The organism is Pseudomonas sp. CFBP 13710, assembly GCF_014842235.1.
GTDB lineage: Bacteria > Pseudomonadota > Gammaproteobacteria > Pseudomonadales > Pseudomonadaceae > Aquipseudomonas > Aquipseudomonas baltica.
In genome coordinates, this window is the sequence record NZ_JACYVJ010000001.1 from 589,804 (window position 1) to 614,558 (window position 24,755).

20 protein-coding genes are annotated in these 24,755 nt (G+C 63.3%); 8 read left to right on the plus strand and 12 right to left on the minus strand.

The window, feature by feature from the left end; genetic code table 11:
* Positions 1-18 precede the first annotated feature (18 nt).
* The 4 genes from pstB to pstS all read right to left on the minus strand — a co-directional run bounded on the left by pstB (position 19) and on the right by pstS (position 3,823).
* Positions 19-780 (minus strand): phosphate ABC transporter ATP-binding protein PstB, encoded by a 762-nt coding sequence (gene pstB, locus IFT44_RS02535; RefSeq protein ID WP_244652093.1) that lies wholly within the window; start codon positions 778-780, stop codon positions 19-21.
* 76 nt (positions 781-856) lie between these two features.
* Entirely contained in the window at positions 857-1,750 is an 894-nt protein-coding gene (gene pstA / locus IFT44_RS02540) for a phosphate ABC transporter permease PstA (protein ID WP_122477974.1), read from the minus strand.
* Positions 1,750-2,715: a phosphate ABC transporter permease subunit PstC gene (gene pstC / locus IFT44_RS02545; protein WP_122477973.1), complete on the minus strand. Its 966-nt coding sequence runs from the start codon at positions 2,713-2,715 to the stop codon at positions 1,750-1,752. The genes pstA and pstC overlap by 1 nt, the downstream gene beginning before the upstream one ends.
* A 76-nt stretch (positions 2,716-2,791) precedes the next feature.
* Complete coding sequence (gene pstS / locus IFT44_RS02550; RefSeq protein ID WP_122477972.1) at positions 2,792-3,823, minus strand: phosphate ABC transporter substrate-binding protein PstS; 1,032 nt, start codon at positions 3,821-3,823, stop codon at positions 2,792-2,794.
* Between the two features lie 237 nt (positions 3,824-4,060).
* Here pstS and IFT44_RS02555 point away from each other — a divergent pair, with 237 nt between their 5' ends.
* On the plus strand, positions 4,061-6,469 hold the full coding sequence (locus IFT44_RS02555) for a DUF3772 domain-containing protein (RefSeq protein ID WP_192175355.1): 2,409 nt from the start codon (positions 4,061-4,063) through the stop codon (positions 6,467-6,469).
* A gap of 114 nt (positions 6,470-6,583) precedes the next feature.
* Positions 6,584-7,210: an isochorismate family cysteine hydrolase YcaC gene (ycaC, locus tag IFT44_RS02560; protein WP_122477968.1), complete on the plus strand. Its 627-nt coding sequence runs from the start codon at positions 6,584-6,586 to the stop codon at positions 7,208-7,210.
* A gap of 68 nt (positions 7,211-7,278) precedes the next feature.
* Here ycaC and IFT44_RS02565 read toward each other — a convergent pair whose 3' ends face one another.
* From IFT44_RS02565 to IFT44_RS02600, 8 genes are all read right to left on the minus strand, one after another.
* Positions 7,279-8,148: an EthD domain-containing protein gene (locus IFT44_RS02565; RefSeq protein WP_192175356.1), complete on the minus strand. Its 870-nt coding sequence runs from the start codon at positions 8,146-8,148 to the stop codon at positions 7,279-7,281.
* Between the two features lie 98 nt (positions 8,149-8,246).
* Positions 8,247-8,939 (minus strand): RES family NAD+ phosphorylase, encoded by a 693-nt coding sequence (locus IFT44_RS02570; protein WP_192175357.1) that lies wholly within the window; start codon positions 8,937-8,939, stop codon positions 8,247-8,249.
* Positions 8,933-9,337, minus strand: a complete 405-nt coding sequence (locus IFT44_RS02575) for an antitoxin Xre-like helix-turn-helix domain-containing protein (protein ID WP_192175358.1) — start codon at positions 9,335-9,337, stop codon at positions 8,933-8,935. The genes IFT44_RS02570 and IFT44_RS02575 overlap by 7 nt, the downstream gene beginning before the upstream one ends.
* 89 nt (positions 9,338-9,426) lie before the next feature.
* Entirely contained in the window at positions 9,427-11,793 is a 2,367-nt protein-coding gene (locus IFT44_RS02580; RefSeq protein ID WP_192175359.1) for an ATP-binding protein, read from the minus strand.
* Between the two features lie 132 nt (positions 11,794-11,925).
* The gene (locus tag IFT44_RS02585; protein ID WP_122477960.1) at positions 11,926-12,939 is read right to left on the minus strand and encodes a hypothetical protein; all 1,014 of its coding nucleotides are present in this window, start codon (positions 12,937-12,939) and stop codon (positions 11,926-11,928) included.
* A 3-nt stretch (positions 12,940-12,942) separates the two neighbouring features.
* Complete coding sequence (locus IFT44_RS02590) at positions 12,943-13,194, minus strand: acyl carrier protein (protein WP_192175360.1); 252 nt, start codon at positions 13,192-13,194, stop codon at positions 12,943-12,945.
* Complete coding sequence (locus tag IFT44_RS02595) at positions 13,187-15,109, minus strand: HAD-IIIC family phosphatase (protein WP_192175361.1); 1,923 nt, start codon at positions 15,107-15,109, stop codon at positions 13,187-13,189. The genes IFT44_RS02590 and IFT44_RS02595 overlap by 8 nt, the downstream gene beginning before the upstream one ends.
* A 38-nt stretch (positions 15,110-15,147) precedes the next feature.
* Positions 15,148-16,695, minus strand: coding sequence for an MBOAT family O-acyltransferase (locus IFT44_RS02600; protein WP_192175362.1), 1,548 nt, complete (start codon positions 16,693-16,695; stop codon positions 15,148-15,150).
* A 789-nt stretch (positions 16,696-17,484) separates the two neighbouring features.
* Between IFT44_RS02600 and IFT44_RS02605 the strand changes: the two genes are divergently transcribed.
* From IFT44_RS02605 to IFT44_RS02630, 6 genes are all read left to right on the plus strand, one after another.
* Positions 17,485-18,567 carry a glycosyltransferase gene (locus tag IFT44_RS02605; protein WP_192175363.1) on the plus strand — a complete coding sequence of 361 codons (1,083 nt, stop codon included), beginning with the start codon at positions 17,485-17,487 and terminating at the stop codon, positions 18,565-18,567.
* A 176-nt stretch (positions 18,568-18,743) separates the two neighbouring features.
* Positions 18,744-19,937: an NAD(P)-dependent oxidoreductase gene (locus IFT44_RS02610; protein ID WP_244652094.1), complete on the plus strand. Its 1,194-nt coding sequence runs from the start codon at positions 18,744-18,746 to the stop codon at positions 19,935-19,937.
* A gap of 284 nt (positions 19,938-20,221) precedes the next feature.
* Positions 20,222-21,454: a 3-methyl-2-oxobutanoate dehydrogenase (2-methylpropanoyl-transferring) subunit alpha gene (locus IFT44_RS02615; protein WP_122477952.1), complete on the plus strand. Its 1,233-nt coding sequence runs from the start codon at positions 20,222-20,224 to the stop codon at positions 21,452-21,454.
* Between the two features lie 10 nt (positions 21,455-21,464).
* Positions 21,465-22,514 (plus strand): alpha-ketoacid dehydrogenase subunit beta, encoded by a 1,050-nt coding sequence (locus IFT44_RS02620; RefSeq protein WP_122478262.1) that lies wholly within the window; start codon positions 21,465-21,467, stop codon positions 22,512-22,514.
* Positions 22,515-23,771, plus strand: coding sequence for a dihydrolipoamide acetyltransferase family protein (locus tag IFT44_RS02625; RefSeq protein WP_192175364.1), 1,257 nt, complete (start codon positions 22,515-22,517; stop codon positions 23,769-23,771).
* Positions 23,772-23,848: 77 nt separating this feature from the next.
* Positions 23,849-24,685 carry an aldo/keto reductase gene (locus IFT44_RS02630; protein WP_192175365.1) on the plus strand — a complete coding sequence of 279 codons (837 nt, stop codon included), beginning with the start codon at positions 23,849-23,851 and terminating at the stop codon, positions 24,683-24,685.
* Positions 24,686-24,755 lie beyond the last annotated feature (70 nt).

The window sequence follows — 24,755 nt, forward strand, 5'->3', positions numbered from 1 at the left end:
ACGGCATCCTGCCGCTGGCTAGCTGAACTTGCCGCTGATGTAGTCGCCAGTCATCTGTTCGCGCGGGTTTTCGAAGATCTGCGCAGTCGAGCCCATCTCCACCAGGTAGCCGGTGCGGGTCCCCTGGGAAATGTCCACCGAAAAGAACGCGGTGGTGTCGGCGACGCGTATTGCCTGCTGCATGTTATGGGTGACCAGCGCGATGGTGTAGTCCTTCTTGAGCTCCACCATCAGCTCTTCGACGCGGCGCGTGGCGATCGGATCGAGGGCCGAGCAGGGTTCGTCGAGCAGCAGCACTTCAGGCTCCGTGGCAATCGCGCGGGCGATGCACAGGCGTTGCTGCTGGCCGCCGGACAGCGACAGGCCGCTGACCTTGAGCTTGTCCTTGACCTCGTCCCACAGCGCCGCGCCCTGCAGCGCATGCTTGACCCGATCACCCAGGTCGCCCTTGTAGCGGTTCAGACGCAGACCGAAGGCGACGTTGTCGAAAATGCTCATGGAAAACGGGTTGGGCTGCTGGAAGACCATGCCGATGTAACGGCGCACCACCACCGGATCCACGCCCTTGCCATACACGTCCTGGCCGAGGAAATGCACGTGGCCTTCGAAACGGAAGCCCTTCACCAGGTCGTTCATGCGGTTCAGGCTGCGCAGCACGGTGCTCTTGCCACAACCCGAGGGACCGATGAAGCCGGTGATCTTGTTCTTCTCGATCGGTACGTGGCTGTCGCGCACGGCCATGAAGTTGCCGTAGAAAATCTTGTCGAGCTTGCAGTCCATGACCACAGGTGCCTGGGTCGCGAACGGGACGGCTTTTTGCACGGATAGTACACTCACAATATAGGTGCTCCCATTCTCAGAACTTGGGCTTGCCGAAAACACGACTGACAATGTTCACAAACAGCACGATCATCACCAACACGAGGGAGGCCGCCCAGGCGAGCTCCAACTGGTTGTCGAAGGGCATGCCGGAAAAGTTGTAGATCAGCACGGCCAGCGACGCGGTGGGGTTCATCACCGCCAGGTTGCCTTCGTGGTAGATCCAGTAGTTGCTGAACAGCGCGGTGAACAACAGCGGAGCGGTTTCGCCCGCAGCCCGTGCCACGGCGAGCATGACCCCGGTGAGGATCGCCGGCATGCCGGTGGGCAGGATGATCTTCCAGATCACCTGCGAGCGCGTGCAACCCATGCCATAAGCGGCGTCCTTCATCACCTTGGGCACCATCTTCATGGACTCCTCGGCGGTCAGCACCACGATCGGCAGCATCAGCACGGCCAGGGCCACCCCGCCCGCAGGCGCGGAATAGGTACCGGTAGTCATCACCACCAGCGCGTAGGCGAACACCCCGGCCAGAATCGACGGCAGGCCGGTGAGCATCTTCGCCGCGAACCGCGCGGCGTTGGCCAGTTTGCTGTCGGGCCCAAGCTCGGCGAGGAACACCGCTGCCATGATGCCGACAGGTACTGCGATCGCCGCCGCGATACCGACCATCACGAAGGTGCCGGCCATGGCGTTGCCGAAGCCGCCGCCGGTTTCGAAACCGGTCGGTGGCAGCTCGGTGAACACTTCCAGGCTCAGGCGCGCGCCGCCACGGGTGATCAACATGTACAGCACCGACAGCAGGGGCACGCTGGCGATCAGCGCGCCGCTCCAGACCAGTGTGGTCAATACCAGGCTGCGCAGGGCGCGGCCTTCGAACTTGCGCTGCAGGCTGGGCAACGCGGCGGTAGGAGTACTCAGGCTTGTCATTATTTGCTACCCCGTTGCGCGTAGACCATGAGCATGGAGCCGATGAGGTTGACGATCAGGGTGATCAGCATCAACACCAGTGCCGCGTACATCAGCACTTCGATCTCGCTGGGCCCGGCCTCCGGGAAGTTCAGTGCCAACAGCGCTGCCAGGGTGTTGGCCGGAGCGAACAGCGACAGCGAGATGTTGTTGGCGTTGCCCACCAGCATGGCCAGGGCCATGGTTTCACCCAGGGCTCGACCCAGGCCCAGTACCAGCGAACCGAAGATACCGGTTGCCGCCGAGGGCACCATGACCTTCAGGATCGCTTCCCAGTGGGTGGTACCCATGCCGTAGGCGGCTTGCTTGGTTTTCATCGGCACGGCGGTCAGGGCGTCCTGGGACACCGCGGCGATGGTTGGCAAAATCATGATGGCTAGCACCAGCGCAGCCGGCAGCAGCCCGGGCCCGCTCAGTGATGTGCCGAAAAAGGGAATCCAGCTCAGTTCGGTGTGCAGCCAGGTGGTCAGCGGGCGGATGGCCGGAATCACCACATAGATGCCCCACAGGCCGTAGACGACGCTTGGAATGGCCGCGAGCAGTTCGACGATTGTGCGGAATACCGCCGCCAGCTTGGCAGGCAGGAAATCCTGGGTCAGGAAGATCGCCATGCTGATGCCGAAGAAACCGGCGATGACCAGGGCGATCAAGGCGCTGTACAGCGTGCCCCAGATGGCCGGGAGAATGCCGTACTTGCCTTGGTTGACATCCCACACGGTGCCGAACAGCACGTCGAAGCCGTGTTTTTCCATGCCGGGCAGTGCCTTGCGCCCTACTTCGAATACCAGGGCAAATACCACGGCCAGAATCAGCACCACACCGACGCGCGCAAGCGCACGGAACGTGCGATCGACCAGAAAGTCCTTCGTCGAAGGCGGCTGGCAGGCTGAGTCCGGGTTATCCGGTACAACGAAAGGGCTGTTCATTGATTAATTCCGGGGTGTGGAAGTAGACCTCGCCCGACCCGGCAGCGAAGCCAGGACGGGAGAGGTCTCGCGCATGTCACTGGATATTGGCGCTGGCTTTGCGAACCTGCTCCACAACCGACGGCGGCAGCGGGATGTAGCCCATCGAATCGGCGATCTTCTGGCCTTCGGTCAGGCTGTACTCGATCATGTCGCGCATGGCCTTGGCCTTGGCCGGATCTTCGTTCTGCTTGCGGAAGATCATCCAGGTGTAGGTGGTGATCGGGTAGGACTTCTCACCTTCTGGATCCGGCAGCCAGGCCACCAGGTTTTCCGGCATCTTCACCGCGGCCAGGGCCTCGGCACCGCTTTCGGCATTCGGTACCACGTACTTGCCGGCCTTGTTCTGCAGTTCGGCGAAGTCGACCTTGGCCAGTTTGGCGAAGCCATACTCGATGTAGCCGATCGCGCCAGGGGTCTGGCGAACGGTGGCGGTCACGCCGTCGTTCTTGGGCGACTTGATGAACTTGTCACTGGCAGGCCAGTTGACGGTGTTGCCCTCGCCCAGGGTCTGCTTGAACGCCGGGTTGATGGTTGCCAGGTGCTTGGTGAACACTGCGGTGGTGCCACTGGAGTCGGCGCGCACGACCACGGTGATGGGCATGTCGGTGAGTTTCAGATCCGGGTTGGCAGCGACGATCTGCGGATCGTTCCACTTGGTGATCTTGCCCAGGAAGATGTTGGAGTAGACTTCACGCGGCAGTTTCAGGCCCTTGGGGCTGCCCGGCAGGTTGTAGGCCAGGACGATTTCGCCCGCGGTCATCGGCAGCAGTTGCGCGCCTTCGGCCACCTTGGCGATGTCTTCATCTTTCATGGCCGAGTCGCTGGCAGCGAAATCGACGGTCTTGTTCAAAAAGTCCTGTACGCCCGCACCGCTCCCTTTGGACTGGTAGTCAACGGTAACGCCAGCGGTTTTCTTGCTGAAGTCCTTGAACCAGGTGAGGTAGATCGGGGCCGGAAAGCTGGCGCCGGAGCCGGTCAGCCGCACGCTTTCGGCAGCGAAGGCCATGGAGCTGGCGCTGAGCGAAACGGCGACGGCGAGCGCGGCAGACTTCATCAAACTTTTCATCTAAGGAACTCACTGAGATAAAGGGCAACGGAACTGTGCACAGCTTTTGTTACGGTTTGATGAATCCGACGACCGGCAGTGACTCTTTCGCGGACGACGCGTGCGTAAATCTCATCGAGTTGTTGTAACCTCGCCCGGCGCCAGCGCAGGCGATGCCTGTTGCCATGGCTCAGGCCTTCATCATTTTTACGCCTGGTTGCTCGCCGGAGCTGGCAACCGCTCAAAGAGAATCCGAACATGCGGCATTCCATGATCAACCGTTGGTGCATGGGCTTGCTGGCCCTGTGCCTGTGGGCCACCCTGCCCGCCCATGCCGAGCCCGCCCCGGCACCGCCGGCCAATACCGCCAGCGCCCCGGTCGAAGTGCTGGCCACACCCGCACAGCTCAGCGACCAGCTCGACCAGATTCGCCAGAAGGTCTCGACTGCCGCCAACGACGACCTGCTTGCCAGCCTGCGCCAGGCAGCGCTGCAGGTGCAGCGTCAGGCCGATGCGTTGCTGGCTCGCCAGGGCGTGGACATGGGGCATCTGGATGACCAGCTCAACGTACTTGGCGCAGCGCAACCGGAGGAGCCGCAGACCCTGACGGCCCAGCGCCGCACGCTGACCAACCAGAAGAAGGCGTTGACCACCGACCAGGCCGATACCACGGCGTTGAGTACCTCGGCCGGTGACCTGGCGATCCAGATCCTCAACCTGCGGCGCAACCTGCTGGACACCCAGATCAGCACCCGGTCCGCCAGCCCGTTGAGTTCCGCGTTCTGGTCCAGCCTGATCCAGCCCACCGATGACGACGTCAGAAAGCTGGGCAGCCTCTGGCAGGACGTCTCTCAAGTCTTCGACAGCGCCCTGGCACCCGGCTCGCGCGGCACGTTCATCACGATCGTGCTGGGCGCCCTGCTGATATGGGTGGTGGCCCGACGGCTGATCGAGCGACTGCTGGTGCGGGCCATGATTCGCTGGTTCCCCGAAGGTCGGTTGCGCCGCAGTACGCTGGCCATGGCCACCGGGCTGACCACGGTGCTGACCATCAGCGCAGCGACCTCGCTGCTGCAGTGGGGCATCGTCAGCCATTCGCAACCCAGCGCCAATGTGTTGAACCTGATCGAACAGGTGCAGACGCTGATCCTGTTCTGCGCCTTCATCGTCGGCATGGGCCGCGCCCTGCTGATGCTGCCCAACCCGTCCTGGCGCCTGCCCAACATTCCCGACCCGATCGCCAGCGCCATTGGCAACCTGCCAGCCGTGCTCGCCCTGGCCTTGATGTTCACCGGCACCTTCGAACGGATCAACAGGGTGATCGCCAGCAGCCTGGCACTGTCGGTTGCGGTCAACGGCCTGACTGCGCTGCTGGTGGCGTCGATCTTCGTCTACGGCCTGGTGCGTGTGCGCCAGACCCGTCGCCGCTTCGCCCTCGAGCGCACCGCAGGCTTCGTCGGCCTGATCCCGTTCATCCTCTCGGTGTGGATCGGCATCATCGTGCTCGGGCTGTTGAGCGGTTACCTGACGCTGGCCTATGTACTGACCGTCAAGTTGCTGTGGATCAGCCTGGTCACCTCGACCGCGTACCTGCTGACGGTGTTCTTCGTCGACATCTGCGAAACCCTGCTCTCGCCCAAGCAGTCCGGCGGCCAGGCTCTGGGGGCCATGCTCGGCTTGTCGCCACGGCATCAGGCCCAGGCCAGCACCCTGCTGGCCGGCGTGGGCCGAACCTTGCTGCTGTGCGTTGCGCTGATTCTGGCCTTCATGCCGTCGGGGTCGAACCCCAGCGAACTGCTGGCCAGCTTCGCCCGGCTGGACGTGGGCAGCAAATCCCTCGGCGCCTTCAACATCGTGCCGGGCGATATCCTGATTGCCGTGCTGTTGCTGGTTGGCGGCCTGTTCAGTATCCGCGTCCTGAAGAACTGGCTGGGGGATCGGCTGCTGCCGGAAACCAACATGGACGCCGGCATGCGCGCCTCGCTGGTGACCCTGGTCGGCTACATCGGCTTCGTGCTGTTGGGCATCGCAGTGCTGTCGACGCTGCGCATCAGCCTGACCAACCTGACCTGGGTGGTCAGCGCGCTGTCGGTCGGTATCGGCTTTGGCCTGCAGGCAATCGTGCAGAACTTCATCTCCGGATTGATCCTGCTCACCGAGCGGCCGGTCAAGGTCGGCGACTGGGTCAGCCTGGCTGGCGTGGAGGGGGATATCCGCCGCATCAACGTACGCGCCACGGAAATCCAGATGGGCGACCGCTCGACGGTGATCGTGCCCAATTCGCAGTTCATTACCCAGAACGTGCGCAACGTGACCATGGGCAACGCGCTGGGCGTGGTGGGCATCACCCTCACCCTGCCGCTGGACACCGACGTGCTGAAAATCCGCGAGCTGTTGATGACTGCCTATGCCGAGCACGAAGCGGTCCTGGCCGAGCCGGCTCCGTCGGTCACCTTCAAGGACCTGACCAGCGCTGGCCTGCTGATCAGCGTCAGCGGCTTCGTCAACAGCCCGCGTTCGGTGGGAACCGCGCGCAGTGACCTGCTGTTCACCATCCTCGACCGCCTGCGCACCATGGGCGTAGCGCTTTCGGCGCCACAGAGCATGCTGCTGATCAACGAAAAAGGCGAAGCCAGCCCGGCGCCGGAGAATGGCTCGATCAGCTGATTGTCACCCGGTAGTGGACAGTGAAACGCTGTCCACCCGATTTATCCTCCCTCAGGTCGAAGCTAGTCTAGCCTCAGTTCCAACACACCCCCAGCGAACCGAGAGGACCCGACCATGACCCACACGACCTACAACCGCCTGAACAAAGACGATGCCGTAGTTCTGCTCGTCGACCATCAAACCGGCCTGATTTCGCTGGTGCAGGACTTCACGCCGAACGAGTTCAAGAACAACGTTCTGGCCCTGGCCGACCTGGCCAAGTTCTTCGAGCTGCCGACCATCCTCACCACCAGCTTCGAACAGGGCCCGAACGGACCGCTGGTGCCAGAGCTCAAGGAAATGTTCCCGGACGCGCCCTACATTGCGCGGCCGGGCCAGATCAACGCCTGGGACAACGAAGACTTCGTGGCCGCCATCAAGGCCACCGGCCGCCGGCAGATCATCATCGCAGGCGTGGTCACCGACGTTTGCGTCGCATTCCCGACCCTGTCGGCGCTAGCCGAGGGCTTCGAGGTGTTCGTCGTCACCGATGCGTCCGGCACCTTCAACCACACCGTGCAGCAGGCTTCCTGGGCACGGATGTCGGCAGCGGGCGCACAGTTGATGAACTGGTTCTCGGTGGCCTGCGAGCTGCACCGCGACTGGCGCAACGACATCGAGGGCCTGGGCAACCTGCTGTCCCAGCGCATTCCCAACTATCGCAACCTGATGAACAGCTACTCGGCGCTGGCCAACAAGTAAGGCAAAAAAAACGCTCCTCCTCGGCATAGGGCCGAGGAGGAGCGTTCGTGCATCCGGGGTTCGGGTTTTCAGCTCGAATGCTGTAGGAACAACGCGCTTACATCCGACGTCAGCTGGTTGGTGGCGCCCAGGTAATCGATCAATTCTGCGGCACGGCTGCCACGCAGGCCTGCGGTGGTGATCTTGCCGTCATGCACGTACGTGTACACCCCGGACACCGCGAACGCCTTGAGCTGGGCAATATGCCGAGCCTGCTCGGCCTGCGATTGCTGGAACTCGTCACTCTGGTAAAACCGTCGACGCGCCAGCGGGCTGGCGAAGGCGATCTCCAGCACGGCCAGCTGTGCCCGCACCGGTGTCGCCTTGTGCGCCACATCCGGGGCCGGTGGGTGCATGCCATCGTTCTCGAAGGGCGCACACAGGTGCAGGCGCACCTTGAGCACCGCATCGCTGGCTGCCAGCAGCGGGCCCAGCTTGTCGCGCAGGTACTGATGCAGGCTTTCCAGGGTGCCGCGCGGGCTCAGGTGCAGGTGAATGCGATCGGCCTGATCCAGGCCATTCATGACTTCGTCGCCGGTGCGGTTGACCAGATTGATCGAGCCTTCGGGCAGATCATAGGCCAGGGTTTCCTCGAACATGTTCTGTTCGTCGCTGAACAACAGCGAGCTGGCGTCCTGGAACTGCTTCTGGTCAGCCGCAGACAGGAAACCGATCTCTACCCCGCCGTCGAGCTCGTAGTCGCTGATTTCCTGGATACCTTCGGCCAGCGGCCACAGATGGGCATCCTGCTCGCGGGAAAGATGGTGCTGGATGTACAGGCCCAATCCCGGCAGCCGTGCGCACAGCGGACCATGCACGTCGCGCCAGTAGTGGGCGAATATGTCGTGCGGTACCCGTGGTCGACGTTTGACGGTGGTGTAGCTGTTGATTTGGATCATGGGGCACCCGTGGGATTGAAAACAGTGTCTGTTCAGAGCCCGGTGACGCAGCACGGGTTCAACCTGACTGGGTGCAATGACGGGCGAACGGTACGCCGCTAGGGATTGGAAATCCGGTTGACGCTGGTGATCCCGCCGTTCCAGATCATTTCGTAGTGCCCCGCCTGAATGATCGAGGCAACAGGCCTGGGCGTCATCAATGCCCAGCAATGGTTGCCCGGCGAGCGTACCGAGTGGTAGAGCAAGCCCGTGGCGCCCAGTTGCCGAACGTGCGCACCCAGCGCATTGGCGGCGCTATAGTCGTCCGGGGCATAGACCGGGTCTTGCAACGACAGCCCGGTGGCATCGCGGCAAGCGGCATCATTGAAAGCGCAGACCAGGCTGCGGAAGACGAAACGCTCGTAGTTCAAGCCGGCCACCTTTGCCCAGTAGCGGTTTTGATGGTGGTGCACTTCGGCAATCGCCGTCTCCACCGTATCGGCCAGGTACAGCACCCCATAGCTGCCATCACTGAAGCGCGAGCCATCGGCATTCACATGGGTGAACGGCGCCGTGGCGTAGGAACAACCCACGATGCCGAACGGAATCTGATCCAGGGGGATCAGCTGCAATGCGCCGACCTCGTTCTGCAGCCTGGGATTGGTCAGCGCCTGGAGCCGATAGAGCATGTCGAACTCATCGGCATCGGCGACATCGTCGAACAGCGCGATGGGCGGAAACCGCGAATTCACCAGGCGATAAGCCTGCACGGCAGCACCGGCCACGGTAGGCAATCGAGTGGCCGTCACCATTGCGCGCCACGCAAGGCGTCCACTCGACGAAAGGTTTCGTAGAGTGAGATGAAGTCGCCCTGGGCCATCACCTCGAGCGGTTTGCGGCCGTTGAAGAAAGCGTTGGCGTTCTCCATGTTGGCAAAGCCATAAACGTTTTCCGGGTTATCGAAGATCGTGCGCAAGGCCGCGTGAATGTTCAGAACGAAGCTGATGCGATGCACCTGGTCCATGTCCAGGCTCACCGACCATTGGGCATCGCCCTGCCGGCCACGGCTATAGGTGCTGCGCGAGATGCGCAGGATCTTGCAGGCCTGCTCGCCCGACGCATTCCATTTGTCCAGAATGCGCAAGGCGGTGCGCAGACCCGCCACGCATTGGTCGCGGGTGAACTCGGCGGTTTGCAGCGAGGCAGTCATGGTCAGGCCCTTTTTCTGATCTACAGAGCAGATATTAGCACTTATAGGTCTGTAGAATCAATCTTCGCACTTTATGTCCGGATATAAGCTCAGCGCGATGGCAGCTTGTCGATGTCATCCAGTGCCCGGTAGACCTCATCCACCCCGTGCTGCCAGGCTTCGCGCGGCAGCGGCCACGCCTCCAGGCGCTGCTGCAGGTGCTCTGCGGCATCGGCCAGCATCAGCGCGCCCGCCATGCGCGCGGCCCCCTCCATGCGATGGGCCAGGCCGATGGCCGCCTGCAGGCGCTGCTCCTGCAAGGCCTGGGTCAGCTCGCGCAAATCGTCTCGACAGGTCGTTAGCAGAAGCTGCTCAATCGTTCGCCGGGTCGCTGCATCGAGTGCCGGCGCAAGCGGCGCCACCGATCGCTCGGCGACCCTCAGGAACTGGCCGCAGACCCGTGCCAGCTCCGACAACTGCAAGGGCTTGAGCAACACATCGTTCATGCCGCTGGCATAGCAGCGCTGCACGTGCTCGGGATCACTGGCGGCGGAAATGGCGACGATGGGAACGTGCCCGTAGCCGCCGGGTATCTGCCGGATCTTGCGGGCCAGTGCGTAGCCATCGAGGTCCGGCAGCTGGCAATCCAGCAATACCAGACCCAAAGCGTCATGCGCACTGAGGGTGCCCAGGGCCTGCGTACCACTCCCGACCACTTCGCAGCGGTAGCCCAGCAATTCCAGTTGCTGGGCGATGACGCGTTGATTGAGCACATGGTCTTCGACCACCAGTACCGTCTTGCGCAGCGCCACCAACGTGTCCACCGCAGCGGCAGGCAGCGCCGTTTCCAGTGTCGGCGACAGCGCTTGCAGCGTCACCGGCAACCGGCAGCTGATTACGGTGCCGCAGCCCACTTCGCTGTGCAGGGCGATGCTGCCACCCATGAGCTGGATCAGCTCGCGGCAGATGGCCAGACCCAAGCCGCTGCCCCCGTAGCGCTCGGTCGTGCTGCCATTGGCCTGGGTGAATGCTTCGAACACAGCGTTGTGGCGATCCGGCGCGATGCCGACACCACTGTCGCTGACGCGGATCTCCAGCCACCCGCCTGCGCCACTGGCCGTGGGGCGGCATTCGAGGGCCAGGCTGACCTGGCCATGGTGGGTGAACTTGACCGCATTGGAGAGCAGGTTGGTGAGAATCTGCCGCACGCGCAGGCGATCGACTCCGAGCAGCGTGTGATCGAACCCCAGCGCGCGGTAATCCAGGCGCAGGCCTTTACGCTCGGCTTCCAGGCGGTACAGCTCGGCGACGCTGCGGCCCAACGCGGCCAGGTCGGTGGGCTGCAGGTGCAGACGTACCGCGCCGGCGTCCAGGCGCGTGATCTCCAGAATGTCGTCGAGCAGCTCCAGCAGGTTCACGGCCGAATCGTTGGCCAGGCCAACCCACTGTTGTTCACGGGCACCCAGGTGGCTGCGGGACAACAGTTCGATGGCCGACAGCACCGCATTCATCGGCGTGCGAATCTCGTGGCCGAGCATGGCCAAAAAGCGCGCCATGCGCCGTTCGCTGCGTTGCGCGCGGCGTTGCGCCACGCGAGCGCGGCGGACCAGCGTGGCGAGCAGCAGCAACAGCCCGAGTCCGACGACGATTTCCAGCCAGTAATACTGCGCCAGGGTCTGCCAGGTGGGTGCGCCGAAATCGGTCTGCGCCAACCAACGGTCATAGATGTCATCGGTGGCCTTGGAGGTGAGGCTGTCCAGCGCCTTGTCGACGATGGCGCGCAACAGCGGCTCGCTGGGTGTCACGCCCATGGCCAGCACCACCGGCATGTCGGCCACCACGCCGGCCAGGTGCAGGCGACCGGCATATTTGCGGCGCAACACCGGTTGCAGCACGGCGTCCAGACCGATTGCCACGTCGGCGCGTTGTTCGGCCACCGCGGCCAGGGCCTGTTCGGCATCACCGAGCAACAGCAGGCGAACGTCGGGATGGTGCTGGCGAAGGTAGTGTTCATAGCCACCACCGCCTTTCACCGCCACGGTCTGCCCTGCCAGGCGGCCGGCAGTGAACAGCATGGGCTTGCCGGCGCGGGTGATCGCCACCGTCGCGCCAAAGAAATACGGCTGGCTCAACAACAACTGGCTGCGTGGCTGTGCGTCGAGCAAACGCTCGGACACTGCCGAAGCCAGCATCAGTCGGCCGCTGGCCAGGCCCTGCTGCGTCGCCTGCCAGTCGGGACTGGGCACGCGGACCAGACGCAGGCCGGTGGTGCGCTGGATATGATCGATGTAGTCACGGGTCAGCCCCTGATGCTGGCCATTTTCCACGTACTCGATGGGCCAGTAGGGATCCACCGCATACTCCACCACCGGGTGGTCACGAATCCAGCCGCGCTCGGCCTCGGTCAACGCCAGCGTTCGAGCGTCGAGCGAAGCGCTGTAGCACAGCGCGATCAGGGGAACGGCCCAAGCCTTCATGGTGCAGCTGTCCGTGGGGTGCGTACGGGCAGACTAGCAGGGCCGAGACATGACAGGTTTTTAACGTTTCGGGGGAATGTGAACGGTTATTTTCAGCGCCGAAGCTCCCCTCCCAACAGCCCGTGGCGACGGCTATTGGCGTTGCACCACCGCCACCTCGGCAACCGGCGCCAGGCGCGCCGCAAGGTCGACGGACAGCGCCTGAGCCGCGCTCCAGCGCAAGTGAATGGCATCGACGAAGGCGGTTTCGCTGACCTGGTATTCGGTATCGGCGTTCCACAACTGCGCGCCACTGCGATCCAGGGTCTGGCGCAGGGCACTGTCGAACGCGGCCAGCAGGCGACCGTCGCCATCGTGTTCGGCCTTCCACTGCGGATGCAGCGGAGTCGCCACCACGGTCAAAGGCCGCCCTTCGCGCTTGAGACGCTGGGCCAGGCTGTCGAGCGCGGCGAAGCAGGTCGGGTCGAGCGCGTCGGGCTGGCCGTACAGCAGCGCGCGAGAATTGCGGGTGTCCAGCGGCCCGTCGCCGTAACGGTTGAACACCAACGGGTCGAACTCGACCTGCCCGGCGCGCTGGGCCTTGACCGTGCGTGCGTTGCGCAGCAGCGAGCCGGGGGTGAAGTAGCGCATGTAGGGCAGCCAGGCCGAGCCCTGTCCGTACACATAGGCATCGGCGTCGCGGCGGTCGAACACGGCCGCGGCAACCGTGCTGCAACCCGCGAAGTCCAGTGGGTCGACGATCATCAGCACTTGCTCGACGGTGGTTTCGCGGTCCAGCAGCCAGTTGGCGACGTACACCGCCTGGTTGGCGCGCAGTCCGCAGAACGCACCATTGAGAGGCCGCACCCCAGGGGCCTTGTCGGCGACCGTCTGGCCGTCGAAGTGCCGCCACGCGACCGACGAACCCACCACCAGCAGGTTCGGCGCCTGCGCCGGGTGCTCACGCATGAACGAGAGCTTTTCGTCCGCACACAGGCTGTTGGAAAACGCCGGCGGCGGCAGGTTGCCGGTGGCGCGCAGCCCCAGAATCAAGCCGGCGAAAAGCGCCAGACTGCCGAACAGCCCGACACCCATCCAGATCAGGTAGGCAGGGCCCATCGCGGCGCCCGCAGGCGGCGATGCGTGTGGCTGTGCGGTCGTTTGCATCGGTCAACTCCCGGAAAGTTTGCTTTCGATCAACTGAGTGAATTGGCCGACGTTGCGCAACGACTCCAGTTCCGCGGTGCGGAACTTGATGCCGAAGCGCTGCTCGGCGGCGACGATCAGCATCACGTGCATCTGGCTGTCCCAGCCCTCGACCTGATCGGCCGTGGTGTCGCTGCTCAGCACCAGGCCTTCGTCGTCGAACAAGTCACGGAACAGGTGGGTCAGTTCGTGCAACACGGTTGTGGTTTCAGTCATGGCGGATCTCGATATGGTGATTGAAGGTGGAGGACGCAGTCAGTGGGTAACGCCACAGCGTGGCAGGCGAATCGACATCGGGGTTCGGCGCAGGGACGAAGCCCAGTTGCGGATAATGGTCGGCGACCATCGCGTTGCGCTCGCTGGGGCGGTATTCGCCGATCAATGTGCTGTAGCCGGCGGCGGTGGCATGTTGGGCGAGTACCTGCAGGGCCGCCTGTTCGGCCTGGCGCCCCAGCACGCGGCAGCTCATCAGCCAGGTGTCGATGAACAGCTCGTCGTCGGCGCAGCTCGTGTCGGGGCGCGCCAGCACCACGCTGATCAGACCGTTGTCGCCGAATTTATCGGTCAGGCGCAGGCTCAAGGCGACCGCGCCTGGGGTGTCGGCCATCTGCTGCACCTGCACCTCGCTGTAGCGCCGCGTGCTGAGGTTGAATTGGTTGGTCTTGTTGATCAGTTGCGTCGCCCGCGCCAGCTCCGCAGCACCTATGGGGCGGGCCTGCATGACCATTTCCAGGCCCTTGAGGTAACCGGCCATGTCGGTGGCCTGACCCAGCGCCGCCTGGCGTTCGCCGTTGGCCCGGTAGGTCTGGACACGGGCGCTGTCGTCGGCAGTGAAGGCAATGGCCTCGAAGTAACCCGCGGCAGCCACCCGTGCCGGGTAGTCGGCAACGTCATCGGGCAGCTCCGGCACCGCCACCTGGGGCAATTCGCGGCGCACGATGTCGCGTTCGGCAGGGTTGTCGTCGACGAACACCAGGCTGTCCAAGCCGATGTTCAATTGCTCGGCGATGCGCCGCAGGTTGCTCGCCTTGTCTTCCCAGTTGGCCACGAAGGCGGCGATGTCGCTGCGCTTCAACGCCATTTCCGGATGATCGAACGCCGCCTCGGCTACCTGCATGTCGTTCTTGCTGCACACCGCCAGGATCACACCGCGGCGCGCCAGCTGCGCCGCGTACTGCTGGAAAGCGAGGAAGGCTTCACCGGTGGCACTGCCCTGCCCCAGGCACAGGCCGTCGACCCCGTCGTCACCCACCACGCCGCCCCACAGGGTGTTGTCCAGGTCCAGCACCAGGCACTTGCGCGAGCGACCCACCACCGCGGCAGCGATGCGCGCCAGTTGGTCGCCGTACAAGGGTGCCCAGATCGGACTCACCAGTTGCTTGGCCTGATGCCAGCGGACCGGGTTGGCCAGGCCGTCGCCGTACTGGCCACCGGCCGCACTCCAGGCCAGGTCCATGAGCAACACGCCGTCTTCGCGGGCGGCACGACGGATCTCGTTGTTCAGCCGTTCGAGCAAGGCGCGCGGCGAGCCTGGCACCAGCGCGTCGAAGTGACCGAACAGCGTCGGGGTCGCGGGCACCAGGGTTTGCTGGATGACCTGCGCAGCGTAGCGAGCACGGGCCTGGCGCCAGAGCAGGCGCAGTTCTTCAACCCGCGCCTGCACGGCGTTTTCGGCCTCTTCGGCACTGGCATGCAGGGCGCAACTGGGTGGCGAATCCATGGCGTCGAGGGCGAGCAGAATGACCTGCGGGGCAAACGCCTTCAGCGCGGGATCATCACCGAGCAACGCCTGGCGATACTGGCCATAGGGCGCCAGGTACACCGACACGCCGACCTGACGCTGCAGCGCGGCGACGCGGATACCCGGCAGCAGATGGTCGACGGTATGCGACGCCAGCACGGCCATGCGCAACGCGGTGAAGCCCGGTACGGTTTGTTCACCTTCACCAACGAGCAGCTCGATGCCCTGCTGCGCAAGGCGATCCAGGCGCAGCGTCTGGGTGAAGTCGCGACGGTAGGCGGCCAGCCTCGCCGTTTCATACAGACGCGCCAGAGGATCGCTCAGCGACTTGGCGTGGGAAATCGCCGCACCCAGGTCGGGGTGTTGGGCAAGCCAGGCTAACTGTTCCATGGTCGGCACCTTGTGATTGATCAGAACGGGGCGATTGATCAGAACTGGAAGTAAAGGAATTCGCTGGGGGCAACCGAGAACGCCGTGGCCAGCGCGAAGAAGCCCAGCACGCCGATCCCCACGCCAACGGTGGCGCTGGGTTGCCAGGCACTGGCCGGCACTCGGCGCTGCAACCAGTGAAGCTCCGGCTTGGCGTTGAGGGCGGTGCGCAAATGGCCCATCCATTGCTGGATATTCGGCAGCGTCCAGACGAACGCCAGCAAGGCGGCGATCATGATCAGACTGCGCAGGTGGTTGGCCGCCAGTTGTGCCGGCAGCTCGCTCAAGCCGAGCATGCCGCCCAGTACCGCCAGGGCACTGGCCAGGGTCGGCGCGCGGAAGAACACCATGGCCACCACCACGCAGGTGAAGGTCAGCAGCACGGCCGGTATCCGGTGCATCCAGTGATCACTGTCCACGGCCCAGCCCCGGCGAGCCTTCCAGGCGCGCCAGCCGTGTGCCACCACCAGGTAGAAGCCGTGCACCAGGCCAAACGCCACGAACTGCCAGCCCGCGCCGTGCCACACGCCGGAAATGAACATGGTCAGCACGGTCGGATAGGCCACCACCATGCAGAACGTACCCAGGCTCATCTTGCCGCGCTTGGGCATCGGCAATCCTGCCGCCATGCGTCGACGGGCGATGCGCAGCACGATCGGGTTGTAGATGTAGCTGGTGAGAAAGCGGGTCAGGGTCATGTGCCAGCGCGACCAGTAGTCGATGACATTGCGTGCCTTGAACGGGCTGTTGAAGTTGGCCGGCAGGCTGATGCCGAACAGCAGCCCCAGGCCGATGGCCATGTCGGTGTAACCGGAAAAGTCGAAATAGATCTGCAGGGTGTAGCTCAACGCTCCAATCCAGGCCTCGTGCAGGGCGGGTACGGTTCCGTCTGCCGCCATGGCGAATACCGGAGCGGCCTTCTCGCCCATGGGGTCGGCCATGATGACTTTCTTGAACAGGCCCATCAGAAAGATGCTGGCGCCAATGGATAGGTTGACCAGCCGCGGACGAAAGTTGTCGCCATGGCGAAACTGCTCGAGCATTTCCCGGTGGTGAGTGATGGGGCCGGCAATCAGATGCGGAAAGAACGTGATGAACAGGCAGTAGTTGACGAAGTCATGTTCAACCACTTCGCCGTCATGGGTGTCGACCAGGTAGGCAATCTGCTGGAAGGTGAAGAACGAGATGGCCAGCGGCAGAGTTATGTTCTGCAGTGTCCAGCCCAGACCAAACGCTTCGTTGATATTTCCGAACAGAAAACCGGTGTATTTGAAATACAGCAACAACGCCAGGTTGGCGCTGACACCCATGATCAACAGTGCTTTGGAACGCGTACGCAGTAGTTGCCCGGCCAGTACATAGTTGAAGGCGATGCTGCCCAGCAGCAAAGGGACGTTGGCGGGGTTCCACCAGCCGTAGAACACCAGCGACGCCAAAGTCAGCCATATGGCAGCCAGGCGCTGGCGTCCCGTTCCGGCAAGCAGAAAGAACCCCAGCAAGACCACCGGCAGAAACCCGGCGATGAAGACCATCGAGTTGAACAACATCGGTAATACCCCACACGTGGCGCGACATTGAAAAGTCTTTCGGAACAAACGGTCGTCCAGATGCGCACACGGCCAGACGCCCCACGCACATGTCCGGCCGGTGGCAGGTTCATGAAACGGGGCAGTAGGAAAACGGTACTTTTAACGGGGCACGAAGAAAGTTCACTGCCCCTGACGAACGGAAAGAAGAATGTCGCAAACTTATGCGCTGCGCAAGTCTTCCAATAAGAAGATAGTTCTTATCGCAAGCCGCCCTGTTAAAGCCGTTGAAATACAGCCAATTAGTTTTTTGACGCGCCTGATTTGGCGTACGGATTCTTGACAGATGGCCACGACAGAACATTGACTGCTATATAAATCAATGACTTACGAGAAACACAAGGCAAATGTAAAATTTTTGTCAAAAATCATGATTCGCTGCATTGACTTACATGCCAGCACCACCTTAAATTCGCTTCAACGCCCATGAAACCTCGTTCCAGAGACTTTCCGAAGGCAAGAAGAGCGTCTAGCCGGTTCCGGTGAAAGCGCCATTCAAATAAATGAAACACCACGCCCACTGCGTTGCATGGACCGGCGGTAGCTTTAACTTCTGATTGACGGATCCGGATTGACAGAGTTGAACTCGAAATGGAATGGGGCACAGAAATGTCGAGCACAAGTACAGAACATGCAGAGTTTTCGCCTCGCTTGAAACTCGTTTCAATGCGCTCCGCTGCAGCACGCGGAAAAAAGCATTAACCAACGGGCGGTGCAAACCCCCTCCTCTTTTCAAGCGAAGGCATCCACATGGTCGATACTCGGCAACAACACTCGACAATCCTCATTGATGGCTACTCCTACCTGGAAGTGTTCTCGGGTGAGCAAAAGAGCCCCAAAGAGGGGACGACCATCGTTACCGTGACCTACGGCGATCGCCTGGGTTACCTCGAGCAATTGGTCGGCGATGCCTTGAGCTTTGCAGAAATCGACGAAGTGCTGATCGTCAGCAACGCTGCAACCGCCCCGGTGGACCAGCTCGCCGAACGCTGGCCGGGACGCGTGCGGGTCATACAGCTGGCAGAAAACAGCGGCTCGGCCAACGGTTACGCAGTGGGCATCGAAGCCGCGCTGGCCAATGGCGCCGAGTACATCTGGATGATGGACGACGACAACACGCCAACGCCGGCCGCGGTCGAACTGCTGCACGCAGAGCTCAAACGCCTGGAAGGCGTGCACGGCAGCAGCCAGGTCGCCGTGCTGGGCTTCCGCCCCGGCCAGCAGGAGGACATCGCCCAGGGCGTGCCACTGCGTTTCGCCACGCAGCGGCCTTCGAGCTACTTCGGTTTCCACGTTGCGCAGATCCCTTACAAACTGTGGCGCCGTCGCCCCTGGGGCAAGCGTCGCAGCAAACCGGCGGCCATGCTCAGCCTGCCCTTCGCGCCTTATGGCGGCATGCTCGGCCATCGCAGCCTGTACGAAAGCATCGGCGTGCCGCGCCGCGAGTTGGTCCTGTACGTGGACGACACCGAATACACCCGGCGTATCACTGCCAACGGCGGGCACCTCTACCTGCTCACCGATGCGGTCATCGACGAGCTGGAGGATTCCTGGAACAACAAGGCCAACACTCGCAACATCTATGAATCGTTCCTGCTGGGCAACTCGGACTTTCGCGCCTACTACTCGGCGCGCAACCAGGCCTGGTTCGACAAACACGTGTGGCTGGCATCGCCATTGATGTACCGCCTGAACCGCAAGATTTTCAATTCGCTGCTGACTTACTTCGCTCGTCGCCGCAATGCCCAGGATCGCCTGGCGCTGCTGCAGCGAGCCATTCACGACGGCGAGAACTCGAAGCTGGGCATGAGTTCGACGTTCCCGCTGCGCTGATGACGTTTTACCCGGATTTTGCTTTGCCCTGATGGACCTGCACACCCCAGGCGCCGTCCCTGACCAAGGATCGCGGACGGCCTGCTGTGCCTAGCTGTTTCCTGCTGTTCAACTTTTCGAGAGTGCGCCCCATGGACAAAACGACTGTTACCAGAATCGGTGTTAGCGGTACCGGCATGATTGCACGCGCGCTGGTTCTGCTTCTGGCCAAACATTACAAGGACGTACAGGTGACGCGGGTCCTGACCCGTCGCCCGGTGCGTGAGCTGGCGAATTTTCCGTTGGACGGCGTACTCACCAACTCGCTCGACGACCTGATCGACCACAGTGATCTGATCATCGAATGCAGCGGCGATGTGTGCCACGGCACCGTGGTGATCGAGCGCGCTTTCAGTGCCGGCCTGCGGGTCATCACCGTCAACGCCGAGCTGCAGGTGACCACCGGTTCGTACCTGGCCGGCAAGGGTTTCATCACCGAAGCCGAGGGCGATCAGCCCGGCTCGCTGGCAGCCCTGCGTGAAGAGGCCATCATGATGGGCTTCGAACCGCTGGTGTACGGCAACATGAAGGGTTACCTGAACCACAACCCCAGCCACGAGGACATGGCCTATTGGTCGTCGCGTCAGGGCATCAGCATCGAGCAGACCACCTCATTCACCGACGGCACCAAGGTGCAGATCGAACAGGCGCTGGTGGCCAACGGTTTCGGCGCGACCATCACCCGCCAGGGCATGGAAGGCCTGCCTTCGACCAATCTCGACGAGAGCTCGGCCATACTGGGCGCCCTTGCCGACAGCCTGGGCCAGTCGATCGTCGACTACGTGATCCCCAGCGGCTACGCTGCCGGCGGTGTGTTCCTGGTCGGTCGCCATGACCGCGTGCAAAGCCAGGCGCTGCAGTACCTCAAGCTGGGTGCGGGCCCCTACTACGCCCTGCTGCGCCCTTTCCACCTGTGTTCGCTGGAGGTCGGCAAGACACTGCGCCGCGTACTCAACGGCGGCGGCATTCTGCTGAACAACTCGACCAACCCCACCGTTGGCGTCGCTGCCATCGCCAAGCATGCCATGCCGGCAGGCGAGCTGATCAGCCGCGGCATCGGCGGTTTCCAGCTGCGCGGCGAGAGCGTGATCATCGACCGTCACGAGGACCACGTACCGATCGGCCTGATGAGCCACGCGGTCATGAAGCGCGCCGTCGAGCCGGGCCAGATGATCACCTTCGACGACGTCGAGCTGCAGCCCAGCCGCGCGCTGGACATCGTTCTGCAACAACGCAGGGGTACACGCATCCTGGTTGAGGAGCTGTCCCTGGTGACTGGGCGCTCCGCTGCACAGCCGCTGTTCACAGGCGCCGAAGCCGTCCTGGGCTGACACGCGCCCCGCTGCAACCACAAGAACCCGCCTCGGCGGGTTTTTGCGTTTCCGGGCCTGCCGAAACACCACTGCTGACTCGGCATGAATCATTGCGAAAGCGGATCAAAAGCGCATGATTCATGCAATTGCGCTGACGCCGTTTAGCGTTTTCGGCATGATTTTGCCTGCGCCGCGCCGTAGCATTGGTTTCAAGGGGTCTGCATTGCGAGCGGTCGGCAAACGCCGACTAGACTCAACCCCAACGCTGCACCCACAACAACAAGATCAAGGGTAGTGACGACGTGAACGACTATCTTCCCCTCAGGCTGCATGTGCCTGAACCCAGCGGCCGTCCCGGCTGCAAGACCGACTTCTCCTATCTGCAGCTGAGCGCCGCAGGCGCTGTGCGCAAGCCCGCCGTCGATGTCGACCCGCAAGCCACCGCCGACCTGGCCGCAAGCCTGGTGCGGGTGCTCGACGAGGACGGCCAGGCGCAGGGGCCGTGGGCCGAAGACATTCCCGAGCAGGTGCTGCACGACGGCCTGCGCGCCATGCTCACCACGCGCATCTACGACACGCGGATGGTGACCGCCCAGCGCCAGAAGAAAATGTCTTTCTATATACAGAGCCTGGGCGAAGAAGCCATTGGCAGCGCCCATGCGCTGGCACTGCGCGCCGACGACATGTGCTTTCCCACCTACCGCCAGCAGAGCATCCTGATGGCGCGCAAGCTGCCGCTGGTGGACATGATCTGCCAGCTGTTCTCCAACGAAAAAGACCCGCTCAAGGGTCGCCAGTTGCCGGTCATGTACTCGTACAAAAACGAAGGGTTCTTCAGCATATCCGGCAACCTGGCCACCCAGTTCGTCCAGGCGGTAGGTTGGGCCATGGCCTCGGCCATCCAGGGCGACACGCGCATCGCGTCGGCGTGGATCGGCGACGGTTCCACCGCCGAGGCCGACTTCCATACCGCCTTGACGTTCGCCCACGTCTACCGCGCGCCGGTCATTCTCAACGTGGTCAACAACCAGTGGGCGATCTCGTCGTTCCAGGGTATCGCTGGCGGTGAAGCCACCACCTTCGCCGGGCGCGGCGTGGGCTGTGGCATAGCCTCGCTGCGGGTGGACGGCAACGATTTCCTCGCGGTGTTCGCCGCCTCGCGCTGGGCCGCAGAGCGCGCACGGCGCAACCACGGGCCGACCTTGATCGAATGGGTCACCTACCGCTCCGGCCCCCACTCCACCTCAGACGACCCTTCCAAATACCGCCCTGCCGACGATGGCCAGCACTTTCCGCTGGGCGATCCGATCGCCCGCCTCAAGCAGCATTTGATCGTTACCGGTGTCTGGAGCGAAGAGCGCCACGCCGCCCTGGAAAGCGAGATCGAGGCACAGGTCATTGCAGCGCTGAAGGCGGCCGAACAATTCGGCACGCTGGTCAGTGGTCGGGTCGCAAGCGCCGCGACCATTTTCGAAGACGTGTACAAGGACATGCCCGAGCATCTGCGTCGGCAACGTCAGCAGATGGGAGCCTGACATCATGAACATGCCTACAGAAACACCGGTCGAGAAAGCAAACAGCACGGCCATCATGAGCATGGTCCAGGCCATCCGGTCGGCCATGGACGTCATGCTCGAGCGCGACCCCAACGTGGTCGCCTTCGGCCAGGACATCGGCTACTTCGGCGGGGTGTTCCGTTGCACCGAAGGGCTGCAAGCCAAGTACGGGCGCTCGCGGGTGTTCGACACGCCGATTTCCGAAAGCGGCATCGTCGGCATCGCGGTCGGCATGGGCGCCTATGGCCTGCGCCCGGTGGCCGAGATCCAGTTCGCCGACTACGTCTACCCCGCCTACGACCAACTGGCATCGGAGGCCGCGCGCCTGCGCTTTCGCTCGGCCGGGCAGTTCAGCGCGCCGATGACCGTACGCATGCCCTGCGGCGGCGGCATCTACGGCGGCCAGACGCACAGCCAGAGCCCGGAAGCGATCTTCACCCAGGTCTGCGGTCTGCGCACCGTCATGCCCTCCAACCCCTACGACGCCAAAGGGCTGCTGATCGCCGCGATCGAGAACGACGATCCGGTGATTTTCCTGGAGCCCAAGCGACTCTACAACGGCCCCTTCGACGGCCATCACGACCGGCCCGTGACGCCGTGGTCCAAGCACGCCGCCAGCGCGGTACCCGAGGGCTACTACAGCGTGCCACTGGACAGCGCCGCCATCGTGCGGCCGGGCAGCGAAGTCACGGTGCTGACCTACGGCACCACCGTCTACGTGGCGGTCACCGCCGCCGAGGAGACCGGGATCGACGCCGAGGTGATCGACCTGCGCAGCCTGTGGCCGCTGGACCTGGACACCATCGTCGCTTCGGTGCAGAAAACCGGACGCTGCGTGGTGGTCCACGAAGCCACCCGCACCTGCGGCTTCGGCGCCGAGCTGGTGGCGCTGGTGCAGGAACATTGCTTCCACCATCTGGAGGCGCCCATCGAACGCGTCACCGGCTGGGACACGCCGTACCCGCACGCCCAGGAATGGGCCTATTTCCCAGGCCCTGCGCGTGTCGGCGCTGCCTTGCAACGTGTGATGGAGGTCTGAATGGGCACGCATGTAATCCGTATGCCGGACATCGGCGAAGGCATCGCCCAGGTCGAGCTGGTGGAATGGTTCGTCAAGGTCGGCGACACCGTCAGTGAAGACCAGGTATTGGCCGATGTGATGACCGACAAGGCGACCGTGGAAATTCCCAGCTCGGTGGCCGGCACCGTGGTCGCCCTGGGGGGCGTGCCGGGTGAAGTCATGGCGGTAGGGGCCGAGTTGATCCGCATCGAGGTCCAGGGCACCGGCAATCATCACGAGGCCCAGCCCCCGGTAGCCGTGGACGCAAGCGACGACGTCGAAGTGGCGGTTGCGGCTGTACCGGGCAGCGCGCCGACGAACCCCGTACCGATGGCCAGGGCCGCTTGCAACAAGCCCACCGCCGAAGCGACCTCGCGGCCTCTGGCCTCGCCGGCCGTGCGTCAGCGCGCGCGCGACGAAGGCATCGACCTGGCCGGGCTGCGCGGTACCGGCCCTGCCGGGCGCATTCGGCATGCAGACCTGGACGCATTCCTGAGTGGCAGCCGCACCGCGCCACAGGCGGCAATCGGCACGCCGCGAATCGACGAGGAACGCATCCCCGTCATCGGCCTGCGCCGCAAGATCGCCCAGCGCATGCAGGAAGCCACGCGGCAGGTGGCGCACTTCAGCTATGTCGAGGAGATCGACGTTACTGCGCTGCTGTCGCTGCGCGCCGACCTCAACGCGCAGTTCGGTGAGAGCCGCGGCAAGCTGACCCTGCTGCCGCTGTTGATCCGGGCATTGGTCGTGGCGTTGCGCGAGTTCCCGCAGATCAACGCACACTACGACGACCAACAGCAGGTCATCACTCGCCACGGTGCCGTGCACATGGGCATTGCCACGCAAAGCGACAACGGTTTGATGGTGCCGGTGCTGCGCCATGCCGAAGCTGCAGACCTGTGGTTCACGGCAGGGGAAATCAACCGCCTGGCCCATGCCGCGCGCAGTGGCAAGGCGGCGCGCAACGAGCTGTCCGGCTCGACCATCACCCTGACCAGCCTGGGCGCCCTGGGCGGCATCGCGTCGACACCCGTGATCAACCGGCCTGAAGTGGCCATCGTCGGCGTCAACCGCGTGGTGGAACGGCCCATGGTCGTCAATGGCCAGATCGCGATCCGACAGATGATGAACCTCTCCAGCTCCTTCGATCACCGCGTGGTCGACGGCATGGACGCGGCGCGCTTCATCCAGGCGGTCAAGCGCCTGCTGGAGCAGCCGGCGATGCTCTTCGTCTAGCGCTGCTGGCGTGAACTATGCCGGGTAGCGGCGGGTCGACATCCCCATCGACTCACCGCTATCAGGAGCAACCTCCCATGCCACATGCACCACTGATCACCCTCAACGACGGCGTGCAGATTCCACAACTGGGTCTGGGCGTCTGGCAGCTCGATGACAATCAGGCCTACGCGTCGAGCGTGGCCGCCCTCAAGGCCGGCTACCGCCACATCGACACCGCCATGATCTACGGCAACGAGGCCGGCGTCGGCCGCGCCGTGGCCGAAAGCGGACTGGCGCGCGACGAGATCTTCATCACCACCAAACTGTGGAACACCGCCCAGGGCTACGACAGCACCCTGCGCGCGTTCGACGCGAGCATGGCCAAGCTGGGCCTGGAGCAGCTCGACCTGTACCTCATCCACTGGGCGCTGCCCAAGAAGGCCGCCTACCGCGACACCTGGAAAGCTTTCGTACGGCTCCAGGAAGAAGGCCGCGTGCGCTCTATCGGCGTGTCCAACTTTCATCCAGAGCACCTGCAGCACATCATTGCCGATACCGGGGTGACGCCGTCGGTCAACCAGATCGAACTGCACCCCGATTTCGCCCAGATCGAGTTGGTCGAATTCTGCAAGGGCCTGAACATCGTGACCGAGTCGTGGAGCCCACTGGGCCAGGGCGGCGCCCTGCTCTCCCAGCCGGTGCTGTCGCAGATCGCCGAGAAGCATGGCAAGAGCGCTGCCCAGGTGATCCTGCGCTGGCATATCCAGAACCAGCACGTGGTCATTCCGCGCTCGAGCAACCCGGAGCGCATCGCGCAGAACCTCGACGTGTTCGATTTCGTGCTCGACGAGCAGGACATGCAGGCCATCGCCCACATCCCGCAGACCGGGCGGCTTGGCCCCAACCCCGACACCTTCGACATGGGCGCCTGACTCGGGCGCTCGACAGACACACCCCGCAACACCTGTTAAACTGATCGTCTCCCAAAACAACGCTAGACAC

What these genes read in the sequence shown, in the direction of transcription:
- pstB (WP_244652093.1), bottom strand. Translation starts at nt 780, where the DNA reads ATGGACTGCAAGCTCGACAAGATTTTCTACGGCAACTTCATGGCCGTG.
- pstA (WP_122477974.1), bottom strand. Translation starts at nt 1,750, where the DNA reads ATGACAAGCCTGAGTACTCCTACCGCCGCGTTGCCCAGCCTGCAGCGC.
- pstC (WP_122477973.1), bottom strand. Translation starts at nt 2,715, where the DNA reads ATGAACAGCCCTTTCGTTGTACCGGATAACCCGGACTCAGCCTGCCAG.
- pstS (WP_122477972.1), bottom strand. Translation starts at nt 3,823, where the DNA reads ATGAAAAGTTTGATGAAGTCTGCCGCGCTCGCCGTCGCCGTTTCGCTC.
- IFT44_RS02555 (WP_192175355.1), top strand. Translation starts at nt 4,061, where the DNA reads ATGCGGCATTCCATGATCAACCGTTGGTGCATGGGCTTGCTGGCCCTG.
- ycaC (WP_122477968.1), top strand. Translation starts at nt 6,584, where the DNA reads ATGACCCACACGACCTACAACCGCCTGAACAAAGACGATGCCGTAGTT.
- IFT44_RS02565 (WP_192175356.1), bottom strand. Translation starts at nt 8,148, where the DNA reads ATGATCCAAATCAACAGCTACACCACCGTCAAACGTCGACCACGGGTA.
- IFT44_RS02570 (WP_192175357.1), bottom strand. Translation starts at nt 8,939, where the DNA reads ATGGTGACGGCCACTCGATTGCCTACCGTGGCCGGTGCTGCCGTGCAG.
- IFT44_RS02575 (WP_192175358.1), bottom strand. Translation starts at nt 9,337, where the DNA reads ATGACTGCCTCGCTGCAAACCGCCGAGTTCACCCGCGACCAATGCGTG.
- IFT44_RS02580 (WP_192175359.1), bottom strand. Translation starts at nt 11,793, where the DNA reads ATGAAGGCTTGGGCCGTTCCCCTGATCGCGCTGTGCTACAGCGCTTCG.
- IFT44_RS02585 (WP_122477960.1), bottom strand. Translation starts at nt 12,939, where the DNA reads ATGCAAACGACCGCACAGCCACACGCATCGCCGCCTGCGGGCGCCGCG.
- IFT44_RS02590 (WP_192175360.1), bottom strand. Translation starts at nt 13,194, where the DNA reads ATGACTGAAACCACAACCGTGTTGCACGAACTGACCCACCTGTTCCGT.
- IFT44_RS02595 (WP_192175361.1), bottom strand. Translation starts at nt 15,109, where the DNA reads ATGGAACAGTTAGCCTGGCTTGCCCAACACCCCGACCTGGGTGCGGCG.
- IFT44_RS02600 (WP_192175362.1), bottom strand. Translation starts at nt 16,695, where the DNA reads ATGTTGTTCAACTCGATGGTCTTCATCGCCGGGTTTCTGCCGGTGGTC.
- IFT44_RS02605 (WP_192175363.1), top strand. Translation starts at nt 17,485, where the DNA reads ATGGTCGATACTCGGCAACAACACTCGACAATCCTCATTGATGGCTAC.
- IFT44_RS02610 (WP_244652094.1), top strand. Translation starts at nt 18,744, where the DNA reads ATGATTGCACGCGCGCTGGTTCTGCTTCTGGCCAAACATTACAAGGAC.
- IFT44_RS02620 (WP_122478262.1), top strand. Translation starts at nt 21,465, where the DNA reads ATGCCTACAGAAACACCGGTCGAGAAAGCAAACAGCACGGCCATCATG.
- IFT44_RS02625 (WP_192175364.1), top strand. Translation starts at nt 22,515, where the DNA reads ATGGGCACGCATGTAATCCGTATGCCGGACATCGGCGAAGGCATCGCC.
- IFT44_RS02630 (WP_192175365.1), top strand. Translation starts at nt 23,849, where the DNA reads ATGCCACATGCACCACTGATCACCCTCAACGACGGCGTGCAGATTCCA.